We start from the raw sequence: 12,468 nt of genomic DNA, 5'->3' as shown, positions 1-12,468 counted from the left end.
CGCTGAGTAGGTGTACGAATTGCGACTGCCCGCTGCGCTGAAAGTGCGATCGAACTTTCGGGGGCGGCGATGGCTCGCAGGTAAACCTGGCCTGCACTGCTAGGCTCAAACCAGCCCTACATCCAAGGAGAGCTCTCATGTCCGATCACCACACCTACAAGAAGATCGAACTGGTCGGGTCGTCGCCCACCAGCATCGAGGAAGCGATCAACAACGCCCTGGCCGAGGCCGGCAAGAGCATCAAGCACCTCGAGTGGTTCGAGGTTATCGAGACCCGAGGGCACATTCGCGACAACAAGGCCGCGCATTTCCAGGTGACCCTGAAAGTCGGTTTCCGCATCGCAAATAGCTGAAACAGTGCTGGGATAGCCTGTGGTCGCTTGATGGGGTAATAGATCCGAGGTGCCAATGGGAATTGGCACCTTTTTGCTGTTTTTTCTCTGAACAAGGAAAGCGATCGATGAAAACAGTGTTTGTAGCAGTGGGCTTGATGGTGCTGGCAGGTAGCGCCATGGCGGCGGGTAAGCCATGCGAGGAGCTGAAGGCCGAGATTACCGAGAAGCTCGATGCCAAAGGGGTTTCCGGTTACAGCCTGGAAATCGTCGCCAAGGGTGAGCCTGCCGGAAAGGTCGTTGGCAGTTGCGAAGCCGGGACCAAGGAAATCGTCTACCGGCGTGGCTGAGCGGTGTGTTCTTCGCGGGCAGCCCGCTCCTACAGGTGCAGGGCGTTCTCCAGGCTGCACGGTACCTGCAGGAGCGGGCTTGCCCGCGAGGAATCCGCTGAAAGACCGAAGCCTTACTCGGCCTTCAGCGCCTGCGCCAACAGCTCATAAGCGCGCAACCGGTCCGCATGCTCGTACAGGTCGCAGGTAAAGATCAGCTCGTCCGCCCCTGTCTGCTCCAGCAATACCTCCACCTTGCCCCGCACCTTTTGCGGGCTGCCTATCATCGCCAGGCCCAGGAAGCTGCCCACCGCATCACGCTCGTGGGGCAGCCACAGGCCGTCCATGCTTGGCACCGGCTTGCGCTGCATCAGGCTCTGGCCGCGAATCAACGCGAGGATGCGCTGGTATACCGACGTGGCCAGGAACTCGGCCTTGTCGTCGGTCTCCGCCACCACCATCGGCACACCCAGCATCACATAAGGTTTGTCCAGCACGGTGGATGGCTTGAAGTGGTCTCGGTAGATGCGGATCGCCTCGTGCATGTAGCGCGGCGCGAAGTGCGAGGCGAACGCGTACGGTAGGCCGCGCATGCCGGCCAGTTGGGCGCTGAACAGGCTGGAGCCGAGCAGCCACAGCGGCACCTCGGTGTCGTGGCCAGGCACGGCAATGACCTGCTGGTCGGGTGTACGCGGGCCGAGGTAGCGCGACAGCTCCTCCACATCGTCGGGAAAGTCGTCGGCGCTGCCGGAGCGTTCCCGGCGCAGAGCGCGAGCGGTCATCTGGTCGGAGCCCGGCGCGCGCCCCAGGCCCAGGTCGATGCGGCCAGGGTAGAGGCTGGCCAGGGTGCCGAACTGCTCGGCAATTACCAGCGGCGCGTGGTTGGGCAGCATTACGCCGCCGGAGCCCACGCGAATCGTCGAGGTGCCACCGGCCAGATGGCCGATCAACACGGCAGTGGCAGAGCTGGCGATACCATCCATGTTGTGGTGCTCGGCGACCCAGAAGCGGTGGTAGCCCAAGCGCTCGACATGCTGCGCGAGGTCCAGCGAGTTGCGCAGCGCTTGCGCAGGGCCGCTGTCGGCGCGCACTGGCACCAGGTCGAGGGTGGAAATCTTCAGGTCACGCAGCAGCGTCATGGGAGCCTCCGCAAAATGGGTTGGCCATAGGCCTCTTGATCTCTGTATGGGCGCATTCGGCAGATTCAATGGCTTGGTCCAGATTGTTCTGAACTTGCTGTACGAAGCGGCCCTCTGACCCTTAGGTACGCAAACTCAACGACCAGGAGGCAATCATGAAAAAGACAGCATCGGCGATCTGGCAAGGTGGCCTGAAGGACGGCAAGGGCCTGCTGTCCACCGAAAGTGGCGCGCTCAAGCAGAACCCCTATGGCTTCAACACCCGCTTCGAAGGCTCGCCCGGCACCAACCCCGAGGAGCTGATCGGCGCCGCCCACGCAGGGTGCTTTTCCATGGCACTGTCGATGATGCTGGGAGAGGAGGGGCTGACCCCGGAGCGTATCGACACCATCGCCGAGGTCACCCTCGACAAGCAGGCCGATGGCTTTGCCATCACGGCAGTACACTTGACCCTCAAGGCCAAGGTGCCCGGTGCCAGCGAGGCGCAGTTCCTGGAGATCGCCAACAAGGCCAAGGCCGGTTGCCCGGTGTCCAAGGTGCTGAACGCGCAGATCAGCCTGGATGCGACATTGCTGGGCTGAAGCGGTAACGGGGCGGGTTTGCTGTAGTCTAACGGGCATCGGCAGCGCGTCTGCCTTACCAGGAGCCTTCCCATGATCCGTGTAGCGACTGCTGTGGTGGCTTGCCTGCTGGCTTCTTCTTCGTGGGCCGCAGTCAAGCCGTGCGAGGAACTCAAGGCCGAGATCGAGGCGAAAATCCAGGCCGCGGGTGTGCCGTCCTATACCCTGGAGATTGTGCCGAACGCCGAGGTGAAGGACCCCAACATGGTGGTCGGCAGCTGCGATGCCGGCACCCGGAAAATCATCTACCAGAAGAACGACCGTTAGAGGCATGACGGCCCCCGCGTGGGGCCGTCAGCGTTTCAAGGAACGCAGAACACCCTGCTCGGCTCGTTCACCACCACCTTGCGGTTGCCGTCGTAGAGCAATACTTGCGGTTGCATGGCCGGTGCCCGCGCTTCCAGGCGATAGCGCTCGCCGGCCTTGAAGTGGTCGTAGCGCACGGTCAGGTAGCAGATTCGTTCGGTGGGGTCGGCATTGAAGCCGCCGGCCTGGACTTCGTAGTCGAAGCGCGCCACCAGTTCATGTTGCCCTGGCGTGATCTGGAAATAGCGGCCATCTTCCAGGCGCTTGCCGTCAAGGCGGTCGGCCATGATCGTACGGCCGGGGGTGGTGGTGTACAGGTCGACCCAGGCCTTTTCCGGGTCTTTGGGCGGCAAGGGGCTGGCGCAGGCCCCTAACGCACTGAGGGCGATCAGCATCATGGGCTGGCGCATGGTGGAGCTCCGCTTGCGGTTCACTAAGGGATAAGCATAGCGCTGATCAGCTGTGATGGCAGCCTGCTGGCTCACCGCGACCTACCAGTTTTTGCTGGTCGTCATACAGTTTCAGCCAAGGGTGGAAGCCGATGCTGCCGGCTTGCAGCCGATAGCGCTGGCCGGCGTTGAAGCCCTTGAAGGTCAGGTTCAGCTGGCAGTCGCGCCACAGCGGTTCCTGGCCAGGGCCGATGTTGCCTGGCGCCACGGCGAACTGGTAGCGCACGGTCAGCTCGTGGCTGCCGGGCTGCACTTCGAAATAGCGGTTGTCGATCCAGTCGCGCTCGTCCACCTGCATGGCGTGCAGCGAGGTGTCGCCGTGGGGCGCCAGGTCGACCCAGGCCTGGTTGGGGTCGGGGTCCGGCAGGCTTGCGCAACCGGACAGCAGTCCAAGCATGGCGATGGCAAACAGTGTACGCATGGCGAAACTTCCCCTTGGCAAGTAGTCTTGGAACGCACCGGCCATGAGCGAGACAGACAGCCTGCGATGCTTCGACTTTTTCTTTTCCGTGGGGCTCTCGACCACGTTCGGGGGCGCTTGGTTCCCGTGTTGGCCGCGCTTCTGCTGAGCGGTTGCTCCGGCATTGGCTACTACGGCCAGTTGGCTGAAGGGCAATGGCAGCTGTTGCGGGCGCGTCAGCCGGTCGCGCATTTGCTGCAAGACCCCACCACCGAGCCCAGGCTGCGTGAGCGTCTTGCCCATGCCGAACAGGCCCGGACTTTCGCCAGCGAGCAGCTGAAACTGCCGGATAACGGCAGCTACCGGGTCTACGCCGACCTGGGTCGTCCGTACGTGGTGTGGAACGTGTTCGCCACGCCCGAGCTTTCGCTGGACCCTGTGACCCATTGTTTTCCCGTCGCCGGATGTGTCGCCTACCGCGGCTATTACCGCCAGGGCGCCGCGCGTGGGGCGGCAGCCTTGCTGCGTGAGCAAGGGCTGGAGGTGTACGTGGGCGGCGTCGAGGCCTACTCGACCCTGGGCTGGTTCGACGACCCGATCCTGTCTTCGATGGTCGGCTGGGGGGACGAGCGCCTGGCCTCGCTGATCTTCCACGAGCTGGCCCACCAGCGGTTCTATGTACAGGACGACACCGAATTCAACGAGTCCTTTGCCACCTTCGTCGAGCAGGAGGGCACACGCCAATGGCGCATGGCGCGCGGGCTGCCCCCGCTTGCACAGGAACGTACGCAGCAGCGCGAGCAGTTCACCCAGCTGGTGCTGGATACCCGCCAGCGGTTGCAGGCGATCTATGCCGGGCCGTTGGATGACGCAGGCAAGCGGGCGGCCAAGCAGGCGCAGTTCGAGCGCATGCGCCAGGAGTACCGGGTGCTGCGCGATGGCGCCTGGGCTGGTGACCGGCGTTTCGATGCCTGGGTATATGGGCCGATGAGCAATGCCAAGCTGCTGCCGTTCGGGCTTTATGACCAGTGGGTGCCGGCGTTCGTGGGGTTGTTCCGAGCGGTCGATGGGGATTGGGCGCGGTTCTATGAGCGAGTCGAGGCGCTGGGACGATTGCCTGCGCAGCAGCGCAAGGCCCAGATGCTGAAGTGGGCAACGCACCTATAGGGCTGCAACGCAGCCCCTTGCCCATCGCTAGCCCCTGGCGAACGCCGCTTGCAACTCGGCGACGGTTTCGAAATGAAACGCCGGCGCCTCGGCCGCGAGCTCTTCGCGGCTGCCGAATCCATACCCCACCGCCACCGCCTGCAAGCCATTGCTGCGCGCGCCGATCAGGTCGTGCTTGCGGTCGCCGATCATCAGCGTCTGCGCCGGGTCCAGCCCTTCTTCGTCCAGCAGGTGGCGAATCAACTCGACCTTGTTGGTACGGGTGCCATCCAGCTCGCTGCCATAGATCACCTTGAAGTGGTGGTCGAAAGCGAAATGCCGGGCGATCTCGCGGGCGAATTCCCAGGGCTTGGAGGTGGCTACGTACAGTGTGCGGCCCTGGCCGCTGAGGGTTTCCAACAGTTGCGGCACGCCTTCGAATACCAGGTTCTCGTATAGGCCGGTGACCCGGAAGCGCTCGCGATAGAAGTTCACCGCCTCCCAGGCCCTGGCCTCGTCGAACCCATAGGCGTGCATGAACTGCTGCAACAGCGGCGGGCCGATGAAGTGCTCCAGGCGCGCAAGGTCCGGCTCGTCGATGCCCAGCTTGGCCAGGGCGTACTGGATCGAACGGGTGATGCCCAGACGCGGGTCGGTCAGGGTGCCGTCGAGGTCGAAGAGGATGTTCTGATGGTGCATGGTATGGAGCCCACTCGAGTATTTCGGGGACCTCTTCGCGGGCGAGCCCGCTCCTACAGAGATCAGTGCGGACGCTGCAGGAACGGGCTTGCCCGCGAATGGGCCATCAAGGTTGGTCGTAGCCTTCGGCCAGGTGCTGGTCCTTGAGCTTCACGTAGTTCGCCGCGCTGTAGGGGAAGAACGCGCGCTCCTTGTCGGTCAGCTGCCGGGCCTGCTTCACCGGGCTGCCGACGTACAGGTAGCCGCTCTCCAGGCGTTTGCCCGGCGGCACCAGGCTGCCGGCGCCGATGATCACCTCGTCCTCGACGATGGCGCCGTCCATGATGGTGCTGCCCATGCCGACCAGGATGCGGTTGCCCAGGGTGCAGCCGTGCAGCATCACTTTGTGGCCGATGGTCACCTCGTCGCCGATGATCAGCGGGAAGCCGTCCGGGTTGAAAGGCCCGGCGTGGGTGATGTGCAGCACGCAGGCGTCCTGCACGCTGGTGCGTGCGCCGATGCGGATGCGGTGCATGTCGCCGCGGATCACGGTCAACGGCCAGACCGAGCTGTCCTCGCCGATCTGCACGTCGCCCAGGACCACCGCCGAACGGTCGACGAAGGCCCGCGGCCCAAGGCTTGGCGTGTGTTGCTGGAAGGTTCGGATGGCCATGATAGCGCCCCTCTTGAATGCCGATAGGCAGGCTGCCTGCTGCGGTCGGCGTCGATTGTAATTAAGATGGGCGAGTGTTTCCTCCTGCCAAGGTATCCAAACCGTGAGTGCGAACAATCCACTTCTGCAGTCTTACGATCTGCCGCCCTTCTCGGCGATCCGTGCCGAACACGTACTGCCGGCCATCGAGCAGATCCTGGCCGACAACCGCAAGGCCATCGCCGATATCCTCGAGCAGCAGGGCAGGAACCCCACCTGGGCTGGCCTGGTGCTGGCCATGGACGAACTCAACGACCGCCTGGGCGCCGCCTGGAGCCCGGTCAGCCACCTCAATGCGGTGTGCAACAGCAAGGAGCTGCGCGAGGCCTACGAGTCGTGCCTGCCGGCGCTGAGCGCCTATTCCACCGAGCTGGGGCAGAACCGTGCGCTGTTCGAGGCCTACCAGGCCCTGGCCAACGGCCCGGAAGCCGCCAGTTTCGACGTGGCGCAGAAAACCATTCTCGACCACGCCCTGCGAGACTTCCGTTTGTCGGGTATCGACCTGCCAGCCGACCAGCAGCAGCGCTATGCCGAAGTGCAGAGCCGCCTGAGCGAGCTGGGCAGCCGCTTCTCCAACCAATTGCTCGACGCCACCCAGGCCTGGACCAAGCACATCACCGACGAAGCGGCTCTGGCCGGCCTGACCGACTCGGCCAAGGCGCAAATGGCCGCCGCCGCGCAGGCCAAGGGCCTCGAGGGCTGGCTGATTACCCTGGAATTCCCCAGCTACTACGCGGTGATGACCTACGCCACCGACCGCGCCCTGCGTGAAGAGCTCTACGCCGCCTACTGCACTCGCGCCTCCGACCAGGGTGCCCACGCCGGCCAGTTCGACAACGGCCCGGTCATGGCGGAAATCCTCGACCTGCGCCAGGAGCTGGCCAAACTGCTGGGCTACGCGAACTTCGCCGAGCTGAGCCTGGCCACCAAGATGGCCGAGTCCAGCGACCAGGTACTGAGCTTCCTGCGTGACCTGGCCAAGCGTTCCAAGCCGTTCGCCGCTCAGGACCTGGAGCAGCTCAAGGCCTATGCTGCCGAGCAGGGCACCCCTGAGCTGGCCAGCTGGGACGCCGGCTACTTCGGCGAGAAGCTGCGCGAGCAGCGCTACAGTGTGTCTCAGGAAACCCTGCGCGCGTACTTCCCGGTCGACAAGGTGCTGTCCGGCCTGTTCACCATCGTGCAGCGCCTGTACGGCATCGAAATCGCCGAGCTCAAGGGCTTCGACGCCTGGCACCCTGACGTGCGCCTGTTCGAGATCAAGGAAAACGGCCAGCATGTGGGGCGCTTCTTCTTCGACCTCTACGCCCGCGCCAACAAACGTGGCGGCGCCTGGATGGACGGCGCCCGCGATCGTCGCCGCACTGCCTCTGGCAGCCTGCAAAGCCCGGTGGCCAACCTGGTGTGCAACTTCACTCCGGCAGCCCCCGGCAAGCCTGCGCTGCTGACCCATGACGAAGTGACCACCCTGTTCCACGAGTTCGGCCACGGCCTGCACCACCTGCTGACCCGCATCGACCATGCCGGCGTTTCCGGCATCAACGGCGTGGCCTGGGACGCGGTGGAGCTGCCGAGCCAGTTCATGGAGAACTGGTGCTGGGAGCCCGAAGGCCTGGCGCTGATCTCCGGCCACTACGAGACCGGCGAGCCACTGCCCCAGGACCTGCTCGACAAGATGCTGGCGGCGAAGAACTTCCAGTCCGGCATGATGATGGTGCGTCAGCTGGAGTTCTCGCTGTTCGACTTCGAGCTGCACGCCACCCATGGCGATGGCCGCAGCGTGCTGCAGGTGCTCGAAGGGGTACGCGACGAGGTGTCGGTGATGCGTCCGCCCGCGTACAACCGCTTCCCCAACAGCTTCGCGCACATCTTCGCTGGCGGTTATGCGGCCGGTTACTACAGCTACAAATGGGCGGAAGTGCTGTCGGCCGATGCCTTTTCGCGCTTCGAGGAAGAAGGCGTGCTCAACCCCGAGACCGGTCGCGCGTTCCGTGAAGCGGTCCTGGCCCGGGGCGGTTCCCGCGAGCCGATGGTGCTGTTCGTCGACTTCCGTGGCCGCGAGCCGTCCATCGACGCGTTGCTGCGCCATAGTGGGTTGAGCGAGGACGCGGCAGCATGAGCGAGGTGGTTGTGAACAAGACCAAGAAGCGCTTCATCGCCGGGGCGGTATGCCCGGCATGCAGCGAGCCCGACAAACTGATGATGTGGAGCGAAGACGACGTGCCGCACCGTGAGTGCGTGGCCTGCGGTTTCACCGACACGCTCAACGAGCAGGGGCTGTCGGTGCCCAAGGAACTGGGCACGCGGGTCAACCAGCTGGCGCCGAAGGCGGCGGCGACGCCGGTCAAGGTGCAGGCGGTGCAGTTCTTCCCCAACCCCAAGCTGAAAAAGCCTGAGTGACGGCGGGGTAATTCCGCCCACCGGCACTGGTCGAAACGAGAAACCCGAATTACTGTATGCGCATACAGTAATTCGGGTTTTCTCATCATGACGCCAACCTCCCTGCGCGGCCGTGGCACCGCCACCAACCCGCACAACCGCTTCGCCCCAAGCCGCTCGGTGGTGGAGGACGACGGCTGGTACCAGGAAGTCCCGCCCACCCAAGGCACCGAAGTGCGGGTAGAGCTGGCCAAGACCATCATCAGCCGCAACACCTCCCCTGACCTGCCCTTCGACCGCGCCATCAACCCCTACCGCGGCTGCGAGCACGGCTGCATTTACTGCTACGCGCGCCCCAGCCACGCCTACTGGGACCTCTCCCCCGGCCTGGACTTCGAAACCAAGCTGATCGCCAAGACCAACGCCGCCGAAGTGCTCGAGCAGCAGTTGAGCAAACCGGGCTACACGTGCGCGCCGATCAACCTGGGCTCCAACACCGACCCCTACCAGCCCATCGAACGCGAGCAGCGCCTGACCCGGCGCCTGCTCGAAGTGCTGCTGCGCTACCGTCACCCGGTCACCATCGTCACCAAGGGTTCGCTGGTGCTGCGCGACCTCGACCTGCTGGCGGAGCTGGCGAGCCAGCGCTTGGTGCGGGTGATGATCAGCCTCACCACCTTGGACGACGAGCTCAAGCGCACCCTCGAACCCCGCGCAGCGGCGCCCAAGGCGCGTTTGCGCGCCATCCGTGTGTTGCGCGAGGCCGGTGTACCCGTGGGGGTGCTGTGTTCGCCGATGATCCCGATGGTCAACGACAACGAACTTGAGCGCCTGCTGGAAGCGGCGAAAGCGGCCGGCGCGCAGAGCGCGGCGTACATGCTGCTGCGCCTGCCGCTGGAAGTGGCGCCATTGTTCGAGCAATGGCTGCACGACCACCACCCGCAGCGCGCCACCCATGTGCTGAGCCTGATCCGCCAGAGCCGCAGTGGCGAGCTGTACGACAGTCGCTTCGGCGCCCGCATGCGCGGCGAAGGCGTGTTCGCCGAACTGCTGGCCCAGCGTTTCGCCAAGGCCATGCGACGTTTGGGCTTCGAGGGGCGCGAGTCGCTGGCGCTGGACTGTACGGCGTTTTGCCCGCCGGGGCGGCAGATGGGGTTGTTCTGACAGAAGCGGTTGCGCCTTGCAGGCTGGTCGATCGGCCGCTGTAGGAGCGGGCCAGCCCGCTCCTACACGAAATTGCGTCGTCCCTGAAAGCGATGCCATACCCCAAACGTCGCTCATACAAGCCAATAATTTCATTCTGGGGTATTGGCGATTGATGCTTTTTTGCTATTATCGAGCACCCACCTGAATTTCCTGGAACGCCCGTTCTAGAGCCTTCGAATTCAGTTTCAGTTAAGTTTTCTCCCGTAGCGTAGGAAATCAGTCAGCAGCGACTGTGATTAATGGCCTGTGCGTGTCATCTAATTCTCCGCATAGCCAGAATCTTTCCCCGGTAATATGGACCCTACCTACAAACCGTCAAGAGGATGAATCATGCCCGTCAAGGACCCATCCAAGCCCGCTCCGGACGTTCCTGCCGAGAGCGCCGATGTCGCCCTGAAGCACATCGTCGACGGCTTCCTGAAGTTTCACCATGACGTCTTCCCCGAGCAGCAAGAGCTGTTCAAGAAGCTCGCTACCGCGCAGAAGCCGCGCGCCATGTTCATCACTTGCGCCGACTCGCGCATCGTCCCCGAGCTGATTACCCAAAGTTCGCCGGGCGATCTGTTCGTGACCCGTAACGTCGGCAACGTGGTACCGCCCTACGGCCAGATGAACGGCGGTGTTTCCAGTGCCATCGAGTACGCCGTGCTGGCCTTGGGCGTGCACCACATCATCGTGTGCGGCCACTCCGATTGTGGTGCGATGCGTGCGGTGCTCAACCCACAGTCCCTGACCAAGATGCCGACCGTTTCTGCCTGGCTGCGCCACGCCGAAGTGGCGCGTACCGTGGTCGAGAACAACTGCTCCTGCGACACCGAGCACGAGAGCATGCAGGTGCTGACCAAGGAAAACGTCATCGCCCAGCTGCATCACCTGCGCACCCACCCTTCGGTGGCCTCGCGCCTGGCAGCTGGCCAGCTGTACATCCACGGCTGGCTGTACGACATCGAGACCAGCCGCATCGAAGCCTACGATGCCGCCACCGACCGCTTCCTGCCGCTGACTGCCGGTGAGCCGGTGCCCAGCGCTACTCCGAGAGGCCGCTACTAAGCGACCCTAGCACCCGAAAGAACTTGAATAGCCGGCTGCGCCCCTAGAGGCGCGGCGCGGTCTTCGGCTGCCTTGAATTTCCCTGTCTGCCCTGCCGGCAAACCCGCTGGCGGCCCGCGCCTGCGCGCGATTCAGGGAACCCCCGTGCCCTCGGCCAGAGGAATGGCCGAGCGATAGAAAAGGAGTGTTACGGTGAATACGACACAGATCAGAGCGGCTTTGCCGCGAGAGTTACTGGCATCGGTGGTGGTCTTCCTGGTGGCCTTGCCGTTGTGCATGGGCATTGCGATCGCCTCCGGCATGCCCCCGGCCAAGGGGCTTATCACTGGGATCATCGGCGGTATCGTGGTGGGCTTTCTGGCGGGCTCGCCGCTACAAGTCAGCGGACCTGCGGCGGGCCTGGCGGTGCTGGTGTTCGAGCTGGTGCGCCAGCACGGCATGGCCATGCTCGGGCCGATTCTGCTGCTGGCGGGCCTGTTGCAACTTTTGGCGGGGCGTTTTCGCCTGGGCTGCTGGTTCCGCGTCACCGCGCCTGCGGTGGTGTACGGCATGCTGGCCGGTATCGGCGTGTTGATCGTGCTGTCGCAAGTGCACGTGATGTTCGACACGGCGCCCCAGCCATCGGGTATGGATAACCTACTGGCCTTCCCGGCCACCCTGGCCTCGGCACTGCCCCAGCAAAGCCAGGCCTGGCAGGCCGGCGCCCTGGGCCTTGGCACCATCGCGTTGATGTGGGGCTGGGAGCGCTTCAAGCCGCAGCGGCTGCGCTTCGTGCCGGGTGCGTTACTGGGTGTCGCGGCGATGACGGCCTTGAGCATCTGGTTGGCGTTGCCGGTGAACCGCGTGCAGGTGCCGGCTGACCTTTCCGAGGCCATCGACTGGCTGCGCCCGGACGACTTGCTTGCGCTCGCCGACCCCACCCTGCTGGTCGCCGCCCTCGCCCTGGCCTTCATCGCCAGCGCCGAGACGCTGCTTTCAGCTGCGGCGGTAGACCGCATGCACAATGGCCAGCGTTCGGACTTCGACCGTGAATTGTCCGCCCAGGGTGTCGGCAACATGCTCTGCGGCATACTCGGCGCGCTGCCGATGACCGGGGTGATCGTGCGCAGCTCGGCCAACGTCCAGGCCGGGGCACAAACCCGCTGCTCGGCGATTCTCCATGGCCTGTGGCTGCTGGCGTTCGTGGTTGCGCTGAGCAGTGTGTTGCAGCAGATCCCGGTGGCGAGCCTGGCTGGCGTGCTGGTGTTCACCGGGGTGAAGCTGGTCGACTTCAAGGCCCTGCGCAGCCTCGGCCGTTATGGGCGCATGCCGGTGTTCACCTACGCAGCCACCGCGCTGGCGATCATCTTCACCGACCTGCTTACCGGTGTGCTGCTGGGCTTCGCCCTGACTTTGCTGAAACTGGCGTTCAAGGCCGCACGGCTGAAGATCAACCTGGTGGACCTGGACAAGCCCGGACACATGGAACTGCGCCTGAGCGGCGCGGCCACCTTTCTCAAGGTGCCGGCTCTGACCCAGGCGTTGGACAGCGTGCCGACCGGCACCACCTTGCATGTGCCGTTGAGCAACCTGAGCTATATCGATCACTCGGTGCTGGAGTTGCTCGAAGACTGGGGCCGCGCAAGCCGGGCCAATGGCTCGCGCCTGTTGGTCGAGCAGCGCGGTCTCAAACGCCGGATCGAGGGCCGGTTGCGCCGAGCGGTGCAGGTCTGAGCGCAGCGCCCG

15 protein-coding genes are annotated in these 12,468 nt (G+C 64.3%); 10 read left to right on the top strand and 5 right to left on the bottom strand.

Features of this window, described 5'->3' with window-relative positions; translation table 11 throughout:
• The first annotated feature begins 137 nt into the window (after positions 1 to 137).
• Together RAC97_RS06350 and RAC97_RS06345 are read left to right on the top strand one after the other, a co-directional pair.
• Positions 138 to 353 (top strand): dodecin, encoded by a 216-nt coding sequence (locus tag RAC97_RS06350; protein ID WP_375098415.1) that lies wholly within the window; start codon positions 138 to 140, stop codon positions 351 to 353.
• A gap of 107 nt (positions 354 to 460) precedes the next feature.
• Positions 461 to 682, top strand: coding sequence for a DUF1161 domain-containing protein (locus tag RAC97_RS06345; protein WP_375098414.1), 222 nt, complete (start codon positions 461 to 463; stop codon positions 680 to 682).
• 113 nt (positions 683 to 795) lie between these two features.
• On the opposite strand, the gene RAC97_RS06340 is transcribed toward RAC97_RS06345, so the two are convergent.
• The gene (locus RAC97_RS06340; RefSeq protein ID WP_375098413.1) at positions 796 to 1,800 is read right to left on the bottom strand and encodes an LLM class flavin-dependent oxidoreductase; all 1,005 of its coding nucleotides are present in this window, start codon (positions 1,798 to 1,800) and stop codon (positions 796 to 798) included.
• Between the two features lie 155 nt (positions 1,801 to 1,955).
• Between RAC97_RS06340 and RAC97_RS06335 the strand changes: the two genes are divergently transcribed.
• Together RAC97_RS06335 and RAC97_RS06330 are read left to right on the top strand one after the other, a co-directional pair.
• A complete protein-coding gene (locus RAC97_RS06335) occupies positions 1,956 to 2,381 on the top strand; it encodes an OsmC family protein (protein WP_375098412.1) in 426 nt (141 codons plus the stop codon).
• A 72-nt stretch (positions 2,382 to 2,453) separates the two neighbouring features.
• Positions 2,454 to 2,687: a DUF1161 domain-containing protein gene (locus RAC97_RS06330; RefSeq protein WP_375098411.1), complete on the top strand. Its 234-nt coding sequence runs from the start codon at positions 2,454 to 2,456 to the stop codon at positions 2,685 to 2,687.
• Positions 2,688 to 2,722: 35 nt separating this feature from the next.
• Here RAC97_RS06330 and RAC97_RS06325 read toward each other — a convergent pair whose 3' ends face one another.
• Positions 2,723 to 3,136 (bottom strand): hypothetical protein, encoded by a 414-nt coding sequence (locus RAC97_RS06325; protein WP_375098410.1) that lies wholly within the window; start codon positions 3,134 to 3,136, stop codon positions 2,723 to 2,725.
• A gap of 46 nt (positions 3,137 to 3,182) precedes the next feature.
• A complete protein-coding gene (locus RAC97_RS06320) occupies positions 3,183 to 3,596 on the bottom strand; it encodes a hypothetical protein (protein ID WP_375098409.1) in 414 nt (137 codons plus the stop codon).
• A gap of 66 nt (positions 3,597 to 3,662) precedes the next feature.
• Between RAC97_RS06320 and RAC97_RS06315 the strand changes: the two genes are divergently transcribed.
• Positions 3,663 to 4,742, top strand: a complete 1,080-nt coding sequence (locus tag RAC97_RS06315) for an aminopeptidase (RefSeq protein WP_375098408.1) — start codon at positions 3,663 to 3,665, stop codon at positions 4,740 to 4,742.
• A gap of 27 nt (positions 4,743 to 4,769) precedes the next feature.
• Here the strand turns inward: RAC97_RS06315 and RAC97_RS06310 are convergent, their stop codons facing one another.
• Together RAC97_RS06310 and RAC97_RS06305 are read right to left on the bottom strand one after the other, a co-directional pair.
• Positions 4,770 to 5,420, bottom strand: a complete 651-nt coding sequence (locus tag RAC97_RS06310; RefSeq protein ID WP_375098407.1) for an HAD family hydrolase — start codon at positions 5,418 to 5,420, stop codon at positions 4,770 to 4,772.
• Between the two features lie 106 nt (positions 5,421 to 5,526).
• On the bottom strand, positions 5,527 to 6,072 hold the full coding sequence (locus tag RAC97_RS06305; RefSeq protein ID WP_375098406.1) for a gamma carbonic anhydrase family protein: 546 nt from the start codon (positions 6,070 to 6,072) through the stop codon (positions 5,527 to 5,529).
• A gap of 103 nt (positions 6,073 to 6,175) precedes the next feature.
• Here RAC97_RS06305 and prlC point away from each other — a divergent pair, with 103 nt between their 5' ends.
• The 5 genes from prlC (at position 6,176) to RAC97_RS06280 (ending at position 12,456) form a co-directional block, all read left to right on the top strand.
• Complete coding sequence (gene prlC / locus RAC97_RS06300) at positions 6,176 to 8,227, top strand: oligopeptidase A (RefSeq protein WP_375098405.1); 2,052 nt, start codon at positions 6,176 to 6,178, stop codon at positions 8,225 to 8,227.
• Positions 8,224 to 8,508 (top strand): YheV family putative zinc ribbon protein, encoded by a 285-nt coding sequence (locus RAC97_RS06295; protein ID WP_375098404.1) that lies wholly within the window; start codon positions 8,224 to 8,226, stop codon positions 8,506 to 8,508. Before prlC ends, RAC97_RS06295 begins: the two co-directional genes overlap by 4 nt.
• Positions 8,509 to 8,595: 87 nt before the next feature.
• Positions 8,596 to 9,651 (top strand): PA0069 family radical SAM protein, encoded by a 1,056-nt coding sequence (locus RAC97_RS06290; protein ID WP_375098403.1) that lies wholly within the window; start codon positions 8,596 to 8,598, stop codon positions 9,649 to 9,651.
• Between the two features lie 372 nt (positions 9,652 to 10,023).
• Positions 10,024 to 10,743: a carbonic anhydrase gene (locus tag RAC97_RS06285; protein ID WP_375098402.1), complete on the top strand. Its 720-nt coding sequence runs from the start codon at positions 10,024 to 10,026 to the stop codon at positions 10,741 to 10,743.
• A gap of 192 nt (positions 10,744 to 10,935) precedes the next feature.
• Positions 10,936 to 12,456, top strand: a complete 1,521-nt coding sequence (locus RAC97_RS06280; RefSeq protein ID WP_375098401.1) for a SulP family inorganic anion transporter — start codon at positions 10,936 to 10,938, stop codon at positions 12,454 to 12,456.
• The last annotated feature ends 12 nt before the right edge of the window (positions 12,457 to 12,468 follow it).

It is taken from the genome of Pseudomonas sp. LS_2, from assembly GCF_042709235.1.
In the GTDB taxonomy this organism is placed as follows: Bacteria; Pseudomonadota; Gammaproteobacteria; order Pseudomonadales; family Pseudomonadaceae; genus Aquipseudomonas.
Note: the sequence above shows the minus strand (reverse complement) of the source record. Positions and strands in the feature narration are given on the sequence as shown.

What these genes read in the sequence shown, in the direction of transcription:
- RAC97_RS06350 (WP_375098415.1), top strand. Translation starts at nt 138, where the DNA reads ATGTCCGATCACCACACCTACAAGAAGATCGAACTGGTCGGGTCGTCG.
- RAC97_RS06345 (WP_375098414.1), top strand. Translation starts at nt 461, where the DNA reads ATGAAAACAGTGTTTGTAGCAGTGGGCTTGATGGTGCTGGCAGGTAGC.
- RAC97_RS06340 (WP_375098413.1), bottom strand. Translation starts at nt 1,800, where the DNA reads ATGACGCTGCTGCGTGACCTGAAGATTTCCACCCTCGACCTGGTGCCA.
- RAC97_RS06335 (WP_375098412.1), top strand. Translation starts at nt 1,956, where the DNA reads ATGAAAAAGACAGCATCGGCGATCTGGCAAGGTGGCCTGAAGGACGGC.
- RAC97_RS06330 (WP_375098411.1), top strand. Translation starts at nt 2,454, where the DNA reads ATGATCCGTGTAGCGACTGCTGTGGTGGCTTGCCTGCTGGCTTCTTCT.
- RAC97_RS06325 (WP_375098410.1), bottom strand. Translation starts at nt 3,136, where the DNA reads ATGCGCCAGCCCATGATGCTGATCGCCCTCAGTGCGTTAGGGGCCTGC.
- RAC97_RS06320 (WP_375098409.1), bottom strand. Translation starts at nt 3,596, where the DNA reads ATGCGTACACTGTTTGCCATCGCCATGCTTGGACTGCTGTCCGGTTGC.
- RAC97_RS06315 (WP_375098408.1), top strand. Translation starts at nt 3,663, where the DNA reads ATGCTTCGACTTTTTCTTTTCCGTGGGGCTCTCGACCACGTTCGGGGG.
- RAC97_RS06310 (WP_375098407.1), bottom strand. Translation starts at nt 5,420, where the DNA reads ATGCACCATCAGAACATCCTCTTCGACCTCGACGGCACCCTGACCGAC.
- RAC97_RS06305 (WP_375098406.1), bottom strand. Translation starts at nt 6,072, where the DNA reads ATGGCCATCCGAACCTTCCAGCAACACACGCCAAGCCTTGGGCCGCGG.
- RAC97_RS06295 (WP_375098404.1), top strand. Translation starts at nt 8,224, where the DNA reads ATGAGCGAGGTGGTTGTGAACAAGACCAAGAAGCGCTTCATCGCCGGG.
- RAC97_RS06290 (WP_375098403.1), top strand. Translation starts at nt 8,596, where the DNA reads ATGACGCCAACCTCCCTGCGCGGCCGTGGCACCGCCACCAACCCGCAC.
- RAC97_RS06285 (WP_375098402.1), top strand. Translation starts at nt 10,024, where the DNA reads ATGCCCGTCAAGGACCCATCCAAGCCCGCTCCGGACGTTCCTGCCGAG.